Annotated in this window: 19 protein-coding genes and 1 pseudogene; 10 read left to right on the forward strand and 10 right to left on the reverse strand. The window is 69.4% G+C overall.

Annotation, left to right across the window (positions count from 1 at the left end; genetic code table 11):
- The first annotated feature begins 228 nt into the window (after positions 1-228).
- Together ON27_RS32085 and ON27_RS32090 are read left to right on the forward strand one after the other, a co-directional pair.
- A complete protein-coding gene (locus ON27_RS32085; RefSeq protein WP_043736081.1) occupies positions 229-705 on the forward strand; it encodes an SRPBCC family protein in 477 nt (158 codons plus the stop codon).
- Positions 706-868: 163 nt separating this feature from the next.
- Entirely contained in the window at positions 869-1,426 is a 558-nt protein-coding gene (locus ON27_RS32090; protein ID WP_043736083.1) for a TetR/AcrR family transcriptional regulator, read from the forward strand.
- Positions 1,427-1,441: 15 nt separating this feature from the next.
- Here ON27_RS32090 and ON27_RS32095 read toward each other — a convergent pair whose 3' ends face one another.
- Entirely contained in the window at positions 1,442-1,999 is a 558-nt protein-coding gene (locus tag ON27_RS32095) for a hypothetical protein (protein ID WP_043736085.1), read from the reverse strand.
- Between the two features lie 826 nt (positions 2,000-2,825).
- Between ON27_RS32095 and ON27_RS32100 the strand changes: the two genes are divergently transcribed.
- Both ON27_RS32100 and ON27_RS32105 read left to right on the forward strand, forming a co-directional pair.
- Positions 2,826-3,317 (forward strand): hypothetical protein, encoded by a 492-nt coding sequence (locus tag ON27_RS32100; protein ID WP_245560418.1) that lies wholly within the window; start codon positions 2,826-2,828, stop codon positions 3,315-3,317.
- A 168-nt stretch (positions 3,318-3,485) separates the two neighbouring features.
- Positions 3,486-4,727 carry a PepSY-associated TM helix domain-containing protein gene (locus tag ON27_RS32105; RefSeq protein WP_083887953.1) on the forward strand — a complete coding sequence of 414 codons (1,242 nt, stop codon included), beginning with the start codon at positions 3,486-3,488 and terminating at the stop codon, positions 4,725-4,727.
- A 21-nt stretch (positions 4,728-4,748) separates the two neighbouring features.
- On the opposite strand, the gene ON27_RS32110 is transcribed toward ON27_RS32105, so the two are convergent.
- Together ON27_RS32110 and ON27_RS32115 are read right to left on the reverse strand one after the other, a co-directional pair.
- Positions 4,749-5,396: a LysM peptidoglycan-binding domain-containing protein gene (locus ON27_RS32110; RefSeq protein WP_043736089.1), complete on the reverse strand. Its 648-nt coding sequence runs from the start codon at positions 5,394-5,396 to the stop codon at positions 4,749-4,751.
- A gap of 219 nt (positions 5,397-5,615) precedes the next feature.
- Positions 5,616-5,942, reverse strand: a pseudogene (locus tag ON27_RS32115) (peptide deformylase); the annotation flags it as partial.
- A 328-nt stretch (positions 5,943-6,270) separates the two neighbouring features.
- On the opposite strand from ON27_RS32115, the gene ON27_RS32120 reads away from it, so the two are divergent.
- Positions 6,271-6,471 (forward strand): hypothetical protein, encoded by a 201-nt coding sequence (locus ON27_RS32120; protein ID WP_043736091.1) that lies wholly within the window; start codon positions 6,271-6,273, stop codon positions 6,469-6,471.
- Positions 6,472-6,675: 204 nt separating this feature from the next.
- Entirely contained in the window at positions 6,676-7,098 is a 423-nt protein-coding gene (locus tag ON27_RS32125) for a hypothetical protein (RefSeq protein ID WP_157227537.1), read from the forward strand.
- Positions 7,099-7,174: 76 nt separating this feature from the next.
- On the opposite strand, the gene ON27_RS32130 is transcribed toward ON27_RS32125, so the two are convergent.
- Entirely contained in the window at positions 7,175-7,822 is a 648-nt protein-coding gene (locus tag ON27_RS32130; RefSeq protein ID WP_043736095.1) for a hypothetical protein, read from the reverse strand.
- A 17-nt stretch (positions 7,823-7,839) separates the two neighbouring features.
- Between ON27_RS32130 and ON27_RS32135 the strand changes: the two genes are divergently transcribed.
- Positions 7,840-8,091, forward strand: a complete 252-nt coding sequence (locus tag ON27_RS32135; RefSeq protein ID WP_174377909.1) for a hypothetical protein — start codon at positions 7,840-7,842, stop codon at positions 8,089-8,091.
- A gap of 17 nt (positions 8,092-8,108) precedes the next feature.
- Here ON27_RS32135 and ON27_RS32140 read toward each other — a convergent pair whose 3' ends face one another.
- Entirely contained in the window at positions 8,109-8,765 is a 657-nt protein-coding gene (locus ON27_RS32140; RefSeq protein WP_157227538.1) for a hypothetical protein, read from the reverse strand.
- A 500-nt stretch (positions 8,766-9,265) separates the two neighbouring features.
- On the opposite strand from ON27_RS32140, the gene ON27_RS32145 reads away from it, so the two are divergent.
- Positions 9,266-10,204 (forward strand): fatty acid desaturase, encoded by a 939-nt coding sequence (locus tag ON27_RS32145; protein WP_043736115.1) that lies wholly within the window; start codon positions 9,266-9,268, stop codon positions 10,202-10,204.
- A gap of 33 nt (positions 10,205-10,237) precedes the next feature.
- Here the strand turns inward: ON27_RS32145 and ON27_RS32150 are convergent, their stop codons facing one another.
- Genes ON27_RS32150 through ON27_RS32170 form a run of 5 tightly spaced genes read right to left on the reverse strand, consistent with a single transcriptional unit; the run spans position 10,238 to position 16,528 of the window.
- The gene (locus tag ON27_RS32150; protein WP_043736101.1) at positions 10,238-11,041 is read right to left on the reverse strand and encodes an ESX secretion-associated protein EspG; all 804 of its coding nucleotides are present in this window, start codon (positions 11,039-11,041) and stop codon (positions 10,238-10,240) included.
- A complete protein-coding gene (locus ON27_RS43430; protein WP_043736103.1) occupies positions 11,038-13,569 on the reverse strand; it encodes a PPE domain-containing protein in 2,532 nt (843 codons plus the stop codon). Before ON27_RS43430 ends, ON27_RS32150 begins: the two co-directional genes overlap by 4 nt.
- Positions 13,570-13,626: 57 nt before the next feature.
- The gene (locus ON27_RS32160; RefSeq protein ID WP_051047214.1) at positions 13,627-14,100 is read right to left on the reverse strand and encodes a YbaB/EbfC family nucleoid-associated protein; all 474 of its coding nucleotides are present in this window, start codon (positions 14,098-14,100) and stop codon (positions 13,627-13,629) included.
- A 7-nt stretch (positions 14,101-14,107) separates the two neighbouring features.
- The gene (locus tag ON27_RS32165) at positions 14,108-14,443 is read right to left on the reverse strand and encodes a hypothetical protein (protein WP_043736106.1); all 336 of its coding nucleotides are present in this window, start codon (positions 14,441-14,443) and stop codon (positions 14,108-14,110) included.
- A 24-nt stretch (positions 14,444-14,467) separates the two neighbouring features.
- On the reverse strand, positions 14,468-16,528 hold the full coding sequence (locus ON27_RS32170) for a WXG100-like domain-containing protein (RefSeq protein ID WP_043736108.1): 2,061 nt from the start codon (positions 16,526-16,528) through the stop codon (positions 14,468-14,470).
- A 236-nt stretch (positions 16,529-16,764) separates the two neighbouring features.
- Between ON27_RS32170 and ON27_RS40290 the strand changes: the two genes are divergently transcribed.
- Positions 16,765-17,868 carry a hypothetical protein gene (locus tag ON27_RS40290; protein ID WP_051047215.1) on the forward strand — a complete coding sequence of 368 codons (1,104 nt, stop codon included), beginning with the start codon at positions 16,765-16,767 and terminating at the stop codon, positions 17,866-17,868.
- Between the two features lie 99 nt (positions 17,869-17,967).
- Positions 17,968-18,225 carry a hypothetical protein gene (locus ON27_RS32180; protein ID WP_051047216.1) on the forward strand — a complete coding sequence of 86 codons (258 nt, stop codon included), beginning with the start codon at positions 17,968-17,970 and terminating at the stop codon, positions 18,223-18,225.
- Positions 18,226-18,269: the final 44 nt, after the last annotated feature.

Here is an 18,269-nt window from a genome sequence, read left to right on the forward strand (position 1 = left end):
GGGCGATCGCCGCACCGATCCCTCGTGCGGCGCCGGACACTATCGCAACTCGCTCGCCCATGAGCGCATCCCTTCGTCGGTCGGATGTCGAGTCAGTCATACCGCACCGTCTCCGCCGTGGCGGCGACGACCGGCAGCCGACCGCCGCCGGATCGGCGCGAGGTGAGATACCGCGCGCCTCGAGCGGAAAGCTTGCCCGGCTGCCCGCCCCGGTGTTTCGATCGGCACGTGACCGACCAGAACGAGGTTCCCCGTATCGTCAGCGCCAGCCGTGAGATCAGCGCGGGTCCGGCGGAGATCTTCGAGCTCATCGCCGATCCCGCCGCGCAGCCGCGATGGGACGGCAACGACAACTTGGCCGAGGCCGCGCCGGGGCAGCGGGTGCGGGAAGCCGGTGCGGTCTTCAGCACCACGCTGACCAACGGAGCCGTGCGCGACAACCATGTGGTGGAGTTCGCCGAGGGCAGCCGCATCGCGTGGCGCCCATCCGAACCCGGCGGACAGCCGCCCGGCCATCTGTGGCGCTGGGAGCTGGAGCCGGTGGGCGAGGGTCGCACGCGGGTGACCCACACCTATGACTGGACCTCGCTCACCGACGTGCGGCGCCAGGTCCGCGCTCGCGCGACCACCGCGGACAAACTGTCGGCGTCCATCGCCCGTCTCGCCGCGCTCGTCGAGCAGCGGGCGATTCCGGCGCAGGAGTAGACGCTTCGTCACCGTAGATCGTCGCGTGTGCAGCGGATTCGGAGCGGGTTGATACCGGCCGTGGGGAACCCGGAACGCCGATGGTTGTTCCTCGCCATCCGGTCTCCTGCCGGGCGTTCGGCGTGCCACGGCCGGTCCACCGTGGTCCGGTAACCTTGCCCGAATGACCTCGCCACGCCGTGTGAACAGGGGACCGAAGGCGGCGGCCGGCAATCGGGCAGCCTTGATCCAGGCGGCGCGCGAGGTCTTCGCGGACAGCGGTTTCGATGCGCCGTTCAGCTCCATCGCGCGGGCCGCCGGCGTTGGGCAGGGTGTGCTCTATCGGCACTTCCCGACGCGGGAGAGCATCGCGCTGGCGGTGTTCGAGGAGAACATCGACGGCATCGAGGCGCTGGCGGCCGACCCCGCGGTCACCGTCGACGATCTGCTGGCGATCATGGTGGACCAGATCACCACCTCGGCGGCGTTCATCGCGATGATCCATCCCACCAACACCGACGACATGCGGCTGTTCGAGGTGGCGCGACGGCTGATCACCCTCATCGCGGAGAAGCTGGAGGACCCGCGGCAGCGCGGCACGATCAGCGCGGACATCACCACCGCCGACGTCGTCCTGGCGCTGGCGATGCTGGCGGCCGTCCTGTCGAAGACCGACGCGCAGTCGAAAGCGGAGACCGCCCGGCAGGCTTGGGCCTTGCTGGATCGCGCCCTGCGCGGTTGAGCAAGCGGTGCGCGGTCACGGCGAGTGGTCGATGGCTGTCAGCGCGTCGGCGACCCGCTCGAAGGAACGGATGACGTGCAACAGCCCGTTGCCGAATTCCCGTTGGCCCACGTCGATTCCGGTTTCCGCCGACCAGCGTGCGAGTAACCGGTGTACCGTGGCTTCGGCGCCGCGGGTGCGCAGTCTCACCGCGGCGGCGTGGACCTGTCGCTGTCTCGAATCATCCACGGCGGCAATGCCTTCGGCGGTATGAGTGGCGGAGTCGCTGATGATGTCGACCAGTTCGACGAGCTCGTCGGCGAGCCCGATCAGATCGTGGATCTGGGCGATCTCGGCGGTGATCGCCATCTGGTCGATACAGCAGCGCAGCAGCACGCCGAGATGGCGCAGACGTCCGGGCAGCGGCCGGATCGGCGCGCCCAGCGGCGTGAGGTCCGCCAAGCGGTGCCGGATGCTGAACGGGTCGGCCGGGGGAGCGCCGAACTCGGCGAGAACGACGGCGCCGGCGCGGAGATCGAGCGCGGTCGCGGTGAGCGGGTTCTCCGGATCGGCACGACTGGTGAAGGTTCGCATGCGTGTCCTGGTGGTCGTCGCCGAGACGCCGACTTGCCCATGCCGCCCCCCTCGGTCGCAGGTGGAATGGTCGCGTGGCACCGCGACAGTAGAGTTTGCCACGGCATTGCCAACGGGTGTGGTCCGGGCCTGGTGAGATTCCGGACAACATTGTCCGGTAGATAACAGTCTGGACGATCCGCGCAGAGTCGTCAAGCAATTACCCGTGGTGGTGTTCCGTGCGTGCGGACAGGTGTCCCGCGACCGCGCGGGCATTGAGAAACGCTGTTGAGTGAGGTTCTTGCGTCGTTCGGTGAATGGCTCAGGCGGTGTGCCGGACGGTCGCGACCGTGGCTGTCTACTCGGACGCGGTCGACCGTGCTGGACGAACGAGCGGTAGCGCCGCGATGAGATGTCTGAGCGGTAGGTGAATCGAGTTGTTTGACCAGAGAATAGCTGTATAGGTGAGATAGGTCACAATCAGGCTCGTTCGAAGTGCCGTCGCGGGCTCGCTGCCCGCCTTAGTGTGTGCGGCAGAACCTTCCGGCGAGGGGGCCGGCGATCCGCGGTTACCCGCCGTCCCCGCTCTCCGGATCCTTCGCTGGTTCGGCATGCGGCCGCCCACGGGCCGCCCGACTCGCTGATCCGCTATGGCCGGCGCGATGGCTGGTACCCATCGCAGTTGGTGTCCGCGGCCGGACCTGTCGATACCTTCGTTGGTGACAGCGGGATGGGAACCATGGCTGAACGATCCGTCGATTCCGTTGACCGAAGCGCTCCAGGACTGCGCTCCGTCGCTCGCTGGCGAGCCCAGGCTCGCCGGTGCCCACATCGCTACCGCTTGGCGGTGGCCGCACCCGGCGTCGCGGACGTCGTGCGTTACGCGGGTGGGTGGCTGTTCGACCGAACCGTCGCGCGATGGGAGGTCACCGTGCTGGTGAGCGACCATCCGGATACCCGCCCGCTGCGCATCCTCGGCGCGACGGTGCTCGACCTCGACCAATTCCTGGCCGCGCCGATGCGCGAGACGTGGCCGCACGCGATCGCCGTCGCGTCCGAGATGTATCTGGGCGACAGCCGGATCCGGGATGGTGTGCTCGACTGCCTAGATCGCGGGCTCACCGAGGTGACGATGTGGGGCGAGGGGCTTCCCGCGGAACTCGACCATCGGGTCGGGTCGGTCCAGCATCGCGTCAGCCTGGCCGGGCGGGCCTTCAAAGCGCGTGCGCTGCAGGCCGCCGGGCTCGCGACCGACGTGGTATCCCACACCGAGGCGTTTCGCGCGGGGGAGTCGCCGATGGACCGGAGATTCGGCGTCGACCTCGTGCCCGCGGGATGACGGGACATCGCGCCGCGGCAGCGCTCGGCGGCGCGTCGGACCCGTCCGGGGTGCGGTGGGCGCACGCGCTCGCGCGCAGGCAGTGGACGAATTCGCACGAAGGTGAGTGACCGTCGGGTCGCTGTGCCCACCGCGGGGAAAGGCAATTTTTCAAGTTAGCCTAACCTTATGAACGCGACCGCGGTGGTGCACGAGCCGAGCGAGCGGAACGTCCGAGCGCGCAAGAGAAGTCGCAAACCGGCGCGGCGCACGCTGATCTCGATACACCGCTGGTCGGCGCTGATTCTCGGCTCGGTGCTCGTCGTCCAGGCGACATCCGGCGCGATTCTGCTCTACCACGCCGAACTGTTCCGGGCACAGCACGCCTCGTTCTATCGGCACACCGACGCGCCGCCGGTGGTCGACACCGAGCGCGCCGTGGCCCTGGTGCGGGCGGCCGATCCCGGCTTCGAGGTCGGCTGGGTCGGCCGGGACGCCGGCGTGATCGTGATCGGGAACCCGGAGTACACCGCCGCGTACTCCGTGGACCCGGGCTCCGGACGGATCAACGAGCGGGTGAACCTGACCGACGGCGTACTCGGCTGGCTGGTCAACCTGCACGACTGCGCATTCGGCTGTCTGCGGTACTCCGGCGCGCTGCCGATTCTGGAGAACCAGGCTCCGCTGATCGGAATCACGTGGGCGGCGTCGATTCTCTGCGCGCTCGGCTTGCTGCTGATAACGCTCGCGGTTTCCGGTGCGGTCATCTGGTGGCCGTCCCTCGCCCGGCTGCGCAACGGTTTCCGGGTCCGGCTGCGGAAGGGGCGCTTCGCCCGGGACCGCGACCTGCACAACGTCCTCGGCATTGTCGCTGTGCCGTTCCTGCTCATGTGGGGGATCACCGGGATCACCATCGAGTGGCCCGCCGTTCAGCGAGCTTGGCTGGTCGTGACCGGCGGCAACACGAACCTCGTGCGCACCGAGAAGTCTTTCGTGCCGCGTCCGAACGACGCGGGCCGAACAGCGATGACCATCAACGAGGCGGGTGCGATCGCGCTCGAGGCCGCTCCGGGGCGTCTCGCTTATCTGCTGCTCCCCACGGAGTCCGCCCCCTACTACCGGGCCTCCGTCGCCGGCGCGTACTCACCTCGCGAGCACCGGCTCTTCTACAGCGGTGACGTGCTGGTGTACGTGAACGCGCACGAGGGCTCCGATATCAAGGTGGTCGACGCGAGCCACGGCAGACCGCTGGCGAACACTTTCTATGCCAAGGTGTTCGAGCCCGCGCACTTCGGCTGGATGGTGAACGGTTGGTGGCGACTGGTATGGCTGGTTTTCGGCCTCACTCCGCTCGCGCTCGCCCTCACCGGCCTGTCGACCTGGCTTTTCCGCTGCCGAACCAAACGCCGCCGAGAGCGCGCGAGCGCTTAGCCGTACGAGCCCTCCGGCGGGTTACGACGGAAAGTGGATCACCTGCCTGGAGAAGATCGAGTCGGGGTTCTCGATCCGGTTCGCCGCTGCGACGACTCCCATCCTGGTGTCCGGATCCGCGGACCCGTACTCGTCCTCGCACAGCGATCGGAGCGTATCGCCCGCCACGCTGCGGCGGCGGTTCAGGCCGGGCACGACGAGCACCCGGCCGGGCTCCGGTTCGGTCTCCAGCGGCAGGTGGTTCGCCAAGGCGATGATCAGCGCGAGATGGTCGTCGCCGTACCACCGGGCGGCGAGGGCGCCGAACGTCTCGCCTTCGATCACCGTGTGGTGTCCGACATCGGCGAGTTCCGGAATCAGCAGCCACGCGCCTCGATGGATTTCGCGTTGCGCCACGCCGTTGACGACTTCCCAGAGCAGTTGAACGTCGATGTCCTCGGTTCCGTAGTAGCGGTGCGTGATCTGCTTGCGCGCCGCGGTGGAGTCGGCCGTGGCGACCAGATGGCGGCGCGTGATGTACGGGATCAGGAGCTGCTGTCCGACATCGATCGAATCCGGGTCGGCGAGATGGTTCTGGCGCGCGATCGCCGGGAACAATTCGCCGTCGCCGTACTCGCGCAGCGCGATCGCGAAGAGGGTATCGCCGGGTCGAACTTCATACTTCTTCATGTCCTTCGGTCTTCCTTTCCGAGGCTGCCGACAGTCGGGATAGTGGCGGTCCGGGCCGGATTCGTCACCGGCATCTCCGGCCGCGCCCCGTACGCGCACGTGCCATCTGCGCAGGGCTCCCGCACTCCTGAATGCTCGTCGCTCCGGACCGCGCGATCGTGAGTAGACGACTACTCGTTTTCACCGGGTGCGGGGCGTGCCGAGCCGACGTGGTCGGGATCAGCGGGAAACCGGGACGTCGGTGCCGGGCAGCCAGCTGTTGCCGGGCCGGGTCCATTGCCGGTCTTTGATCATGCGGCGAGCGGCTCGTTTGTTCCTGCCGAGGAGACGTTCGAGGTAGAGGCGGACGCTGAGATGGTCGGTCTCGTGCTGCAGGCAGCGGGCGAGATAGCCGGTGGCCGCGACGGTGGCGGGCTGCCCGGTCAGGTCGACGCCGGTGACCTCGGCCCAGTGCGCCCGACCGGTGGGAAACCACTCGCCCGGCACCGAGAGGCGCCCTTCCAGGTCGTCGGGATCCGGCATCGTCTCGGGAAACGGCGAGGTCTCCGGAAAAAGTGTTCGGCGACATAGACAAACTCGACACACCACCCTCTTGACCCGGCTTGATCGCGCGTTCCACGGGCGGCTGATACCGGGTCTGTCCGTGGCGAACTCGTGCTCGTCGCACCACCACAGTTCAAAGGACCATCGCGGTCGTAACCGGCTGGGACATCGCAAGATCGCCCTTCACTGCCGGACAGCACGAGACCGGAGCGCAACTTTGCGGTCGTGTGAAGAAGCTTTCGAGCGGATTCGCGCGTCATGCGGCGGGTAGCACCAAGACGTGGCGCACAGAGCCACAGTCGGTTTCATCCGCTACCGAAAGGAGCATGTGATGGCAGACAAGAACAACCCCGGACAGTTCGGTAACCGTTCGGACACCGAGGAGCAGGCGCGCCGCGGCGGCCAGGCCAGCACCGGAAGCTTCGGTGAGCGCCACTCCGCTGATCCGAGCGCGGCCGGCCGCAAGGGCGCCGAAGCGCAGCCCACGGAAGCGAAGGTGCGTGGCGGCCAGCACAGCCACAGCGGTCGCTGACACCGATCGAACACGGGCCGGGCGGGCTTTCCCGCCCGGCCCGTTGGTGTGCCGGGTAACGCGATGTCCGGCAACCGTATCCGCGACTGCCGTGGCCCCCGTCGCGCGACGGCGGACGGGGAATCGGTTGCCGTGCGGGACTCGATCGACAATTCCGCAGAGCCCCCTGCGAACTCGGCCACCGCGTGAGGAAAGATGACGGCCATGATCTCATCTCGAGTGTTTCGTTCGTCGTGGCGTACCGTGCCCGCGGTGCTCGCTGTCGTCGCCTTCGCGGCCGGAGGGGTCGCGACCGCACAGGCCGCGCCCGGCATTCCGTCCGTGCCGGGCGTCGTGCAGCGCCTGCAGATCAACCCCGGTCAGAACAGCGCCGAGGTCAGCGGCAACGTCGGCCAGGGCAAGTCGGACAGCTACTCCATCGCCACCGCCGCGGGCCAGCGCCTGAGCTTCGACGTCACCTCCGCGAACGGCAACGCGCGCGTCTCGGTCGCCCCGCTGATCGGCCCGCAGGTCGCCGCCGAGGTTCCGCATGCCGATCTCGTCGCCGACGGCAACGACTACCAGATCGTCGTCTCTTCCGCCGACGGCTCCGCGGCCGGCTACGTGCTGACCGTCACCATCTCCTGACGTTCCCCGCTCGGCCCAGCGACGAGCGGAATCTTTCCCGTCACCCGCCGGTCTGCCGCGTTCGCGCCAGAACCTTTCAGGCCGGCGGTGTTCGGACAGCTATCTCGCCGGTCAATTCGTAGTCGCCGGACAGCCGCAGTCGGTCTCCGCTCCAGAATCGGCCCGGGTCGTACCAGTCGGGGCTACGGTGTTGCGGCAGCAAGCCCATCGCCTGGTATGTCGCGGCGACGATCTCGGCACAGTACGCGTTCTCCAACTCGCGGGCCGCGGGCCGACTCGACTTGCGGCGAGGCAGGCGCGCCCGGCCGCGTAGCCAGCGCGCCGCCAAACCGGCGGTGGACGGGAACGGGGTGCCGTCGAGCCGGGCGATGGTGCGCAGCACGCTGTCCTCCATCTCCCGGCCGGCGGGCGGGTTCAACTGGCGCAACCACGCCTGCTGACCGTAGCGGTGGGCCCACACCAGCACGGCGTCGCGCAGATTGTGCAGCTGGACGCCACGGTGGGCGTTGCCCGACCACATGTCGGGCAGCGATCGTCCGAGTTCCGCGTGCCAGATCAGGGCGGGCAGATCATCGATCACGACGGACATCCCGACGTGGTTCACCGGACTGTTCGTCGTCATCCGGATCACCCGGTCAGCTGTGGAATGGCCTCGGAAGAGCCAGATGTCGCCCGTTCTGGTGACCTCGACCGCTCGGTCGAGACTGATGCCCGCACCCGTCATGGTCGTAGCCTATGCGTATGAGGTGGTGGAAGGCGTTGGGATTGGCGGGTGCGGCCGGTGTGGTCGCCACCGGTGTCGTGGTGGTGCGCGCCGAGCGCCGCCGCCGCGCCTATACCCCGGACCAGGTCCGCGAACAACTGCACGTGCGATTCGCCCAGGCGACCTCGGCGCAGGAAACCGTCGAGACCGCGGCGCAACCGCGGGCACTCTCCGGTGTCGGCGGCTATCTCCGACGGCTGTTCCGTCGCCGTTCCGCACGACCGAAGTGAGCGCGGTCCCAGCCTGTTCACGTGTCTCGGCGGGTCGACCCGTCCGAGCGTTTCGATGCGCCGACGCGACGCGGCAGGCGAAGGGAAGCGGGCGGATGGCTGTACACCCATTGGGCCACGGCTGTGATGGCCGAGCCGAGTGAGGTGGCGCCGGCGAGCAGGGGCCAAGAGGTCAGCCCAGCGGTGTCGTAGGAGACTTGCCGTACCCCCGGCACGATGAGGCTCCCGTTGCCGAAGGCCCAGCTCGTCACCATGCCGATCTGTCCACCCAGGTCTGAGGTGCGGGCGAGCGGGGCGCGCAGCTCGGGAGCTCTGCTGTTGATGTAGAGCACGGCGAGGACGACCAGCCCCGCGGTGGTCACCGTGGAGATCGTCGCCGCGCGCGCCAGCACCTCGGTGCGGTACCGCAGATTCGCCGCCACCACGCAGACGGTGACGACGATCGTGGCGGCGGCGAGAATGGCCGGGGCGCCGTTGATCCGCGCGGCCGGAGCCTGCGCCGATGACCAGACATTCAAATAGGAAGTGGTCGCGCTGACCCGGCCGAAGGCGTTGGCGCTGGCCTTCCCGTCGGCTCCGGCGACGCTCAACCACGGTTGGAACAGCAGGACGAACGTGACGACACTGCCGGCCCCGGCGCCCACATAACCCCAGTATCCGTGCAGTGCCGACACGATCGCCCGGAATCCCGCCCGACCGCCGCCGCCCCGTACGCGGTACCTCTTCGTTCCGAGTGTCGTTGACCGACCAAGGAGTTGGCTGCACATCGCCCCGAAATCAGCAAGAGGTTCACATCGAACCGGACCGGACAGAAGGTTCATCCGGACCGTAAGCGCTGCGGCATCTTCGGAGAACCATTGCGATCACCGTGATCTCGATCCCCGGTCGGCCTGCTGGAAATCGGCACTTTGCCCCCACCACGACACTGCCCTCGAGACGCTCCCCGCCAATAGCGGACAAGGACTCGGCGACGATTCCTACTGGCAACCTGGGGTGCGGGCGGACCTACCGAAGCTGAAGATCTTCGGAGCTGCGATCTTCGACGGGGGCACTCCGTTGCCACGGCACCGTTTCGTTGCACGGACGTAAGGGGCGCGACAGCACGTGTAGGGGTGTTCGTGAGGTGACCCGGGCACGCTGGTATCCCGAGAGACCGAAGGTGATCGAGGGTGAGATGACCGAACGGCGCACCGGCAACGCTGTCCGCGCGCAACGCCGCGACGACGGGCGGCGGATCGGATCCTGGTTGACCGCCGCGGCGGTCGTGCTCAATGTTCTCCAGCTTTTCGCGCTACCGCTGTCGCTGTTGCCGCGCGACGCCGCGTGGGGGTGGGTCCTGCTGCCGCTGGCCCTGCTGACCACGACGTTCTGGTCGGTGATCCACGAGGCCGTCCACGGCAACCTGCACCATCGGCGCGCCCGCAACGACCGGTACGGACGCGTGCTCGGGGTGCTGTACGGATCGCCGTTCGTGTTGCTCAAGGCCGGTCACCTGCTGCACCACCGCTACAGCCGGACCCGTGAGCGCGCCGAGATCTACGACCCCGCCACGTCCAGCTGGGTGAGAGCCGCGCCCGGGTACTACCTACGGCTCTTCGGCGGGCTTTATCTGCTCGAGGTCGCCGCGCTCGCGCTGGCCGTACTGCCCATCGCGGCGGTGCGCGGGCTGGCCCGTGCGGTCGACGGGCCGGACACGGTGGCGGGACCGCTGCTCGAACGCATCGCGCAGGCAGAGGTGTTCCGGCAGTTCCGCGTCGACGCATTCGCGATCACCGTGCTCTATTGCGCCGCGTTCCTCGCCTACGGCAGTCACTGGTGGATATTGTCGGCGGCGCTGGCCGGACGCGCCGTGATCGTGTCACTGTCGGACAACGCCTACCACTACGGCACCGATCTGGACGAGCCGCTCGAGGCGCTGAACCTGCGACTGCCCGCGCCGCTGGAGATGCTGACATTGAGTTTCAACCTGCACGGCACGCACCATCGCCGTCCGGGCCTGCGCTGGTACGAACTGCGGCCCGCCTTCGACGCCGAGGACGGCCGGTACGACTGCGGCTGGTCGCGTGCGGTGGTCCGCCAGATTCGCGGCCCGATCGCGAGCGCCGATCGCTGAACCGGCCGGCGCGGGCACGAGGGCGCAGCCGGTTCACTCCTCGGTTTCCATGTGCGAATCCATCCGCGACAGGATCTCCTCGATCCGGTCGCGCACCCACAGGGCCAGCCGGTCGCTGCCCATGGCGGTGGCGACCGGGGCCGGATGATCCAAAGGCATCACGTAGCGGCCGTCGTCGGGAAGATCCCGCCACAGCAGGCCCGCTTCGATCCGTCCACGCGGCCCGTACTTCGAGCGACCTTGCAGCACCTTGACGATTCCGGTGCTGACGGCCGGGGCGTCGAAGAACGCGGCGCTGCGTGCGGTGTCGTCGCCGGGATCGTCGTCGTTGTCCGAGATCGTGGCGGCGGGACGCTCGTGGTCGGGCTCCGGCTCGGCGGCCGGGAGCGCGAGGCGGATGTCGTCGAGCCGCCCTGCCGCGCAGCGGGGGAGCAGTCCCACCACGGTGTCGGCCAGCGCGTGCGGATCGCACTCGGCGACGTCGAACCCCCCGCTGTGCGCGAGTGTTTCGCCCGGTCGCTGCGTGATCACGTAGCCGCGCGCCCGGTGCCGGACCGCGTGCACCCGGGTGCGCGCTTCGGGATTGCCGAAATCCTGGTCGTCCCAGGCGTGCGCGACGACGAAGACGTCGGGTTTGGCGATCGCGCCGGCCATGGCGTCGAGTTCGTGGTCGAGCCGTTGCCGCAACTGCTGCCGGACCTGTGCCTTCTCCAGCTCGTAGTCCGCCTCGAGCCGGGTACGACTGGTGAAGACGAACGGGGCGGGCAATTCGCCCTGCCGGACCTCCTCACAGAGCAGGTTGAATTCCAGATCGGTGAACCCCCAAGTCCCGCTCACGAGTCGATCACCGGCTTCACCCGGTCGGGCACCGCGCCGATGGCGTCGTCGAGATGGACCTTCGAATGCAGGAACTTCGCGGGCTTGTGGGCGTTGCCGCCAGGTCCGGCGCCACCGGCGGCGGCGCCCGGCGCTCCCATCATGGGAGCGCCCGCGGGCATACCGTCCTGACGCGCACCGGCCGCAGCGGCGGGATACATCGGCGCTTCGGCGCCGGGCAGCGACGCACGCGGGAACAACTGCGCGGCACGGGATTGCTGGGTGGGATGTTCGGACAGCCCCGCATCGACCCCGGCTCCGGTGCCGCCGGGGGCGGCGCCCGCGCCACCCGCACCCGCGGGTTCGACGGGCGGGTCACCGGCAGCGGCCGCCAGCGCGTTCGGATCGAACTGCCGCAGCAGATCCTGCAGTTTCTCCGCGCCCGGCAGCGTGCTCCCGAGTTGCGTGAGAGCCTCGAGCCCCTGAGTGAGCGCCTTCCCCAGTTGTCCGAGGAACTCCCGGCCCGCGGAGGCGAGCGACTCGGCGCCCCGTGCGCCCGCGGATGCCGCGTCGTGCGGGGCGAGACCGGCCCCGGCTGACCGACCGTCCGTGCGGGTGGCCGCCGCCAGCGCCTGCTCGTCCAAGGCGCGGGGAAGGTTCTCCAGAACCGAGCGCACTCCCGCCGGGTCCACACCGCTGAGTTCCGCCAGCGCGTTCTCGTCGACGACCTCCGGGATGCTGTCCAGGATCGAACGCACCTGCTCCGGCGGCAGCCCGGTGAGCCGCGACAGGGTATCCTCGTTCAGCAAGCCGGGGAGATTGTCCAGGACCGACCGCACCTGCGCGGGGTCCGCGCCCGTCGCCCGTGCCAGCGCGTCCTCGAGCGACGCCGGGTCGGCGCCGGGAGCCGTGCCGCGCGGTTTCGACGGGGCACCACCGGGCGAGTCGCCCGCTCCTGAGGACATGCGAGGCAACGGAACCGAGCCGAGTGAGGGCACATCGGGCATGCCGCCGCTCCCGGCGGATTCGGGTTGCCCGCCGGACGCCGAGCTCCCCCGGGGAGCGGCGGCACTTCCAGACCGGCCGGACGAACGCGCGGGTGCCGTGCTGCCCTGGGGCCCGACGGAACCGCCGAACGAACCAGCGGGACTGGAACCGGAGCCGCTGCCCGTGGGTCCGCTCTCCGACTGCGAGCCGTTTCCGACGGAAGCGGCGTCGTAGCCGCGGGGCAAGGCGGCGCCACCACTCCCGTGCGAAGCTCCCCCGGTCTGGGTGGCGCCGCCGGGCAGACCGGCGCCGGAGCCGGCGCCCGAGCCGGCAGTTCCGGAGCCGCCGTGCCCTTGTCCGGCCTCCAAGCCCTCCCGATATCCCTCTTGATAGCCGGCTCGATAGTCCGCGCTGGGAGTCTGGTTGCCTCCGCCCTGGTCTCCAGGGAACTGCCCACCGCCCGTTTCCGTCTGCCCGCCTTGGCCATTCGGATTCTGTCCGGGGGCGTTCTGGTTGCCGCCCGGCTGGTTCTGCCCTCCGGAGGGCTGCGGTGCGGCGATGGGCCCGTTCACCACCGGCATCACCGACACCGTGTTCTTCATGCCCTCGCCGTAGTGCTTCTGCCACTCGTCGCGGTACCGCCGGGTCACCCTCCCGGGGCAGCAGTCGCCGGGATCGGACGTCGCGGGCATGCTCAGTTTGGTCAGATGCAACCACTGCGCGGTGTAGTCCAAATTCTGGCTCATCGCGATCATGGAGGTGATCAGCGGTTGCACGCCGTCGGAGTAGCTGCGGACCGCCTCGGCGGCCGCGGTGGCGCCCTGGCCCTCCCACGCGTCGGTGCCCGCGGAGATCACGGACACGAAAGTGTTCAGCTTGCCCAGCAGATCGTTGGCCATGCTGTGCCAGGTGCCCGCGGCGGCGAGTACCGGCTGTGGATCGAGATCGCGTCCCAGCTCGTACAACTCGGTGAAGCTGAGACTGTCCTTGTTCTCGATGTTGGCCGTGACACCGGTGTCCTTCGCGCCCTGGTAGTCCTTCAGCGAGGAGGGGAAGCTCTCGGCGTTCGCCTTCTCGACATGCAGGTGCCCGTCCTTGTCCTTCCAGGTGAAACCACCGCTGGGCTTGTCGAATTCGGCGTCGGGCGCACCGGGGGCCTTCTTGCCCGGCGTGTAGGGCGTGGCCGAGGTCGGCATCTTCAGCGCGCTGAGCGCCTTGAAGGTGTCCCCGGAATCACCGTCGGTCTTGGTGTAGGACTTGCCCGCGGCGATGTAGGTCTCACCCATGTCGGTGACGATCTTCGCGTGGTCGTTCAGGATGCTGTGCAGGCGCGAACCTTTGGTGGTGAACGCCATCGCCAGCTGGGCGCCGGAGGTCAGGGTGCCGATCGGCGCGAAATTGTTCAGGCGCAGGTCGGCCACCGCGGCGGCCATTCCGAGCAGGTCGTCGACCAGATCGGCGCAGGCCTTGGCCGCGGCGAGGGCGTCGGCGGGGTCGAACTTCAGATACCCCGCTTTCGCTTGGTTCTCCAGACCGGACCACGTTTTCGGTTCGAGGGCCATCGTCACCTTTCTCCGCCGGGGATCGGGTCCCGGCTCTTTCGGGTGTCCATCGCCGCGTCAGTCGTCGTTGTCGGCGACCACCGACCGCGGCCCGGGAGCGCCGGAATCGGCTGCGGGCCAGCTCGTCGGATCGGGCGGTGCCAGCGGCGGTGCGGGCGCGGTGGGCATCATCGCGCCGAGGTCGGGAGCCCCCTCGACGATCTCCGAGAGCTTCGGCAGCGCGTTCTTGCGTTCCAGCAGTGGCGTCATCAGCTCCCTGCCGCGCTCGGCGACTTCGGCGGCCGCCGCTTGCACGGCCGCGGTCAGGTTCTCGGCGATCTCCTCCAGGCTCAGATCGAGGAGATCGTCGGCGAATCCGGTGGCGATCAGGACGCCGTCGGCGTTGACGGTGACCTCGATGCGCTTGTCGCACGCGGTCACCGTGGCCGTGAGCAGTGAGCGCTGCTTCTGGAGTTCGGCGATCCCACGGAATTGCTCGCCGAGGCCCTCCAGCATCGTCGCCATGTCCGCGCGCAGGCGTTCGTTCACCATGTGCCGCTCACTTTCCCAGCTGCCCGCCCGAGGCGTGGTCGGTGCCGGTCAGCGAGCCCGCGGCCTCGCGCTGACCCTCCGCCATGTCGTCGAGGGTCTGCGCGGCGCTCGTCGCGCCCGCGAGCAAGTTGTTCCGCGCCGCTTGGTAACCCTTCTCGCCCTGTGCGAACTTCCTGCCCCGCTTGTCGTCTCCCCACGGCATCGTGGTGGCGTCGGATTCGATACCTGCCAGGGTGTTCCGGAGTTTCTCGGCGGTCGCGGTGACCTTTCTGGACAGCTCCCCGGTCAGCTCCGATGCCCGGCGCAGCTTGTGCGGGTCGACCTCCACGTGCTCGGCGGCCATGGCACTCCTTTCGATGTGGGCGGTCTAGATGGTGAAAGGCACATCCACGTCCTCCGGGCCCGCAGTGGCGGCCTGGGCTGCGGGCCCGGGTGCGGGAGCCCCGGGCAGCCAGTCGTCCGGTCGCGAGGCGCCGCCGGGAGGAGGTGTGTAGGGGCCCGGCAGCGGTTCCACCGAGGGCCACTGTTTCGGGCGTGGCTTGCCGCGCACATCCTTGCCCTCGCCCAGGAACGGCTCGTCGGCGCTGGTGGCGATCGGGTTGCCGTGCGTGCCGGCCGGACCGCTCACTTGCGGTCCGGCGGGCCGCGGCCCGCTACCGGGCGGCGGCGTGTGGGAGCTCGAGGAAGGCGGCGTGCCGCCGGGAGCCGGGGGCGCGGGCGGAAGCGGCGTTCCCGCCGGAAACCCCGATCCCGTGTTGCCGGGCGGCGGCCCCCCGTTCGAGCCCCAGCCGTCCACCGACGACTCCCACGAGGTGGGTGGCCGGCCGGTGAAATGACCGGACTGGCCCGAGCTGGAACCCGTGGACGAGGAAGACCCCGAAAACGTCCCGGCGGCATCGTGATACACCGTCCGGCCCGATTCGGTGCTGACGCTGTCGGGCGTGGCAGGCCGAGAAGACTGCCCGCCGCCGCTGTGGCCGCTGGCGGCGTCGTGATATATCGTCTGGCCCGATTCGGCGCTGACGCTGACGGGCCGGGAGGACTGCCCGCCGCCGCTGTAGCCTCCCGTGGCGTCGTGATACACGGTGTGGCCGGAGCTGCCGGACGAGGAGACGCCGTCGCCGTGGCCCGAGTGGGTCGACGCGGCGCTACCGTTCGCGACCTCGGAGGCCGGGCGCGGGCCGCCGGGTGGAGCACCGGAGACGGAGCCGGTGGGATGCGGCGGCGGGCCCGGCGGGGTGCCGGTGGAACCGGCGACCACGGACGGGGTCGGCGCCGGACGTCCGGAGTTCGGGCTCGCCGACGCGCCGGCGGTCGTCGACCCGGGCCTGCTCCCGCTCGTGCCGGTGGACGATCCGTCCGGTGTACGTCCGGCGTTGCCGGTCGACGGCTTCGGCATCCATACGTAGGAGCGAATGTCCCCGCGCCCCGGCGGAATCGGCGTTCCGAGGGCGAATCCGCCCCGCGCACCGCCGACCAGGCCGCCGCGTGCGATGCCGCCGACCCAGCCCGCGCCGGACGCGAACGACGACCAGTCACCGGTGACCGCGCCCGCCGCCACGTTCCCGAACGCGGTGCCGACGGCGCCGGAGGCGCCGCCGATCACGACACCGCGGCCCATCCGGCCGAATACGTTGTCCAAGTTCTTGCCCGCGACCTTGTCGATGCCCTTCCCGAGATACCGGCCGAACTCGCGGCCGGGGATCACTCCGGCGACACCGGCGAGGATGGACAGTCCGAACTCGCCGCCGTTGAAATGCCGGCGCTTGCCCGCCGCGAGCTGGCCGACCTGCACCGCGCCGTTGATCGTCCCGGTGATGGCGGCGGCCTCGATCGCCCGCGCGCCGTAGACGCCGTACCCCTTCGCCGTGGGCAGCACCGGCCGCAGCTGCACCGCGCGGGTCCAGAAGTGCCGCTGGACGGTGGGGGCGCCGAGCCGGGCGGCGATGTTCGTGATGATCTTCTGGACGAAGTCCTCGAACACCTTGAGGAACGACCGGGTCGTGGTGATCGCGGCCGCTTCCACCGCGGGCGCCGTGGGCGGGAACAGCCATGCCCACAGGATCTCGAGCGCGAGCCAGGCCAACGTCACGATGACGGTGATCTTGGTCGCCTGGATCTCGGTGCCCATGTCGAACGCGCTGTCGCCGACCGTGCTCATCAGCTTCGCCAGGGTTTCCAGGGACTGGTCCCCGGTGCGGAGGACGTCGTAGCGCGCTCCCATCGCGGCCCCGCCCTCGCCTTGCGGATAAGCCGCCACGGTGGCTTGTGCGGCCTCGTCGATGCCTGCGAGCAGCGCCTCGAGTTCCTTGCTCGCCGTCCTCCACGCCTCCGAAGCCGCCCAGGCGGCGTCCTCGTCGCCCTTCGGCCAGGTCGTTCCCGCCACCCAGGCCAGCCACTGCAACCCTTCGGGCAGATAGATGGTCACCGCTGCTCCGCGGCGGCCCCGAAGTGCCCTCTCGGATTGCGACCCACAGCTCGCCTCCTCGTTGGTCGACGTCCTCGGATTACACCGCAACAAGTTGAACCTTCATCGACACGCAAGCGAATTCTGCTCGCGTGCGGCACGTATCGATGAGGCCGATGCGAAATGCCGTCTTCGGCAACCCCATTCGTTTCCCGCCGGGTGGTAGCCTCGCGCCGCGAACGAGGAGGTGCCACGTCGTGACCGCAGCCGAGGGGCCGATCGCGGGCGGAGAACCGCCGGATGAGGCGAGTCGTCGGATCGCCGAGTTGCTCTCCGGGCTCGGCCCGCAGGGCAGCCACGAGATCCACGCGGTTTTCGTGCTGACCGCCGCCGCCGAATTGGCCTCGATCGTCGCCACCGACGAGCAGGGCCGTCCGGTCCAGATACTGCCGCCGGAAGAGGTTCTCGCGCTGGTCCGCCGCCATCGGGAGGCGTCGGCCGCCCTGCCCGAGGGGCCGTGGTGGCGGTTCCTGCTGGTGGTCTCGGCGTCCGGTGCGGTGCGGACCGACTACGACTTCGGCGACGAGCCGTTCCCCGACGAGCACCTCTTCCCGCCCGAGATCTATCGCGCGGATCTCGAGGCGTTCCCGCGCGACCGGCTACCGGTGTGGCTCGCCGCCCACATCGGGCACGACGACCGGCAGTCGCGACCCGCCGAGACGGCGGTGCGGGCGGAGCAGGGCGCCGCGGTGGTGGCGGACGGTCTGCCCGCGCTGCCGTCGATGATGGCGCGCTGGGCGGTACTCGCCGCGGCGTTCGTGGCGGTCGGCTCCCCGCTGGGTCCACGGGTGTTGCCCGCGCTCGGCTTGTTCGAAGGGGCCGAGCGCAGCGGGTCCTCGCTCTGGATCGTGCCCGGTGACCGGGCCGTCCTGTCCGGCGGCCTGTGGAACGATCCCGTCCTCGACGCGGTCTACAACGCCGGTGCGCCGATGCCGGACCTGTACGCGGGCGCACCCGCATGGGTGGCGAATCCGTTGCTGAACCCGCGCGCGGGCGTCGGCCTGCTGTCCTTCTGCTACTGGTGGGAGCGCGGTCAGTGGTACCGCGGGGCATCACCGGCCGCTCCCGGCGTCGCCCCCGCTGTCCCCGCTGTATGGAGCGGGGACAGCGCCGCTGCCATCGTGGCCGCGCTGGTCGAGGACGAACCGAGCGCGTCGGTCCGCGAGGCGGCGCTGGGCCTGGTGCACGCCGCCGAACGCGGGAAGGTCGAACGCCGCATGCTCGTCTCGGTTTTCGGCGCGGGCGAAATCGACGATGCCTACCTCCAGTTGACCATGGCGGGCGTGGCCGCAGGCGAGTGATCGACGGGCCGCGCCGCCGAAGGGCCGTGTGGCCCGTAGCCACCGAACCGCCCCGGCGTATTCTTCCGGCCCGGTGGCTTCGACTCCGCGCGTCCGGAAATGGAGGCCATAGCGGTCGAGATGCTGCGTGAGGTCGGGCCGAGTACCCGTCAGGACATGGGTTTCGGTGGGTTCGAGATCAGTTCGGCGCGCCGCGAGGCCGATGGTCGCGTGTACTTCTACGACGCCGATGGGTTCGTGGGCTCCACTGGGCGCGGTTGGGTCTACTCGCCCGGAACCGAGCCGACGGCGAGTAGCGCTCGTCAATTCGAGAAGCTGTCCGGCGACTGGTATTCGTTCGTCTTCGCTATCGATTGAGGTCGCTGTCGCAGATTCGTTGCCGAGAATTCAGAAGGTGAGTT

It is taken from the genome of Nocardia asiatica NBRC 100129 (genome assembly GCF_000308415.1).
Lineage (GTDB): Bacteria > Actinomycetota > Actinomycetes > Mycobacteriales > Mycobacteriaceae > Nocardia > Nocardia asiatica.

What these genes read in the sequence shown, in the direction of transcription:
- ON27_RS32135 (WP_174377909.1), top strand. Translation starts at nt 7,840, where the DNA reads ATGAGGTGGTGGAAGGCGTTGGGATTGGCGGGTGCGGCCGGTGTGGTC.
- ON27_RS32110 (WP_043736089.1), bottom strand. Translation starts at nt 5,396, where the DNA reads ATGAAGAAGTATGAAGTTCGACCCGGCGATACCCTCTTCGCGATCGCG.
- ON27_RS32095 (WP_043736085.1), bottom strand. Translation starts at nt 1,999, where the DNA reads ATGCGAACCTTCACCAGTCGTGCCGATCCGGAGAACCCGCTCACCGCG.
- ON27_RS32165 (WP_043736106.1), bottom strand. Translation starts at nt 14,443, where the DNA reads ATGGCCGCCGAGCACGTGGAGGTCGACCCGCACAAGCTGCGCCGGGCA.
- ON27_RS32160 (WP_051047214.1), bottom strand. Translation starts at nt 14,100, where the DNA reads ATGGTGAACGAACGCCTGCGCGCGGACATGGCGACGATGCTGGAGGGC.
- ON27_RS32105 (WP_083887953.1), top strand. Translation starts at nt 3,486, where the DNA reads ATGAACGCGACCGCGGTGGTGCACGAGCCGAGCGAGCGGAACGTCCGA.
- ON27_RS32130 (WP_043736095.1), bottom strand. Translation starts at nt 7,822, where the DNA reads ATGACGGGTGCGGGCATCAGTCTCGACCGAGCGGTCGAGGTCACCAGA.
- ON27_RS32090 (WP_043736083.1), top strand. Translation starts at nt 869, where the DNA reads ATGACCTCGCCACGCCGTGTGAACAGGGGACCGAAGGCGGCGGCCGGC.
- ON27_RS43430 (WP_043736103.1), bottom strand. Translation starts at nt 13,569, where the DNA reads ATGGCCCTCGAACCGAAAACGTGGTCCGGTCTGGAGAACCAAGCGAAA.
- ON27_RS32145 (WP_043736115.1), top strand. Translation starts at nt 9,266, where the DNA reads ATGACCGAACGGCGCACCGGCAACGCTGTCCGCGCGCAACGCCGCGAC.
- ON27_RS32125 (WP_157227537.1), top strand. Translation starts at nt 6,676, where the DNA reads ATGATCTCATCTCGAGTGTTTCGTTCGTCGTGGCGTACCGTGCCCGCG.
- ON27_RS32120 (WP_043736091.1), top strand. Translation starts at nt 6,271, where the DNA reads ATGGCAGACAAGAACAACCCCGGACAGTTCGGTAACCGTTCGGACACC.
- ON27_RS32180 (WP_051047216.1), top strand. Translation starts at nt 17,968, where the DNA reads ATGGAGGCCATAGCGGTCGAGATGCTGCGTGAGGTCGGGCCGAGTACC.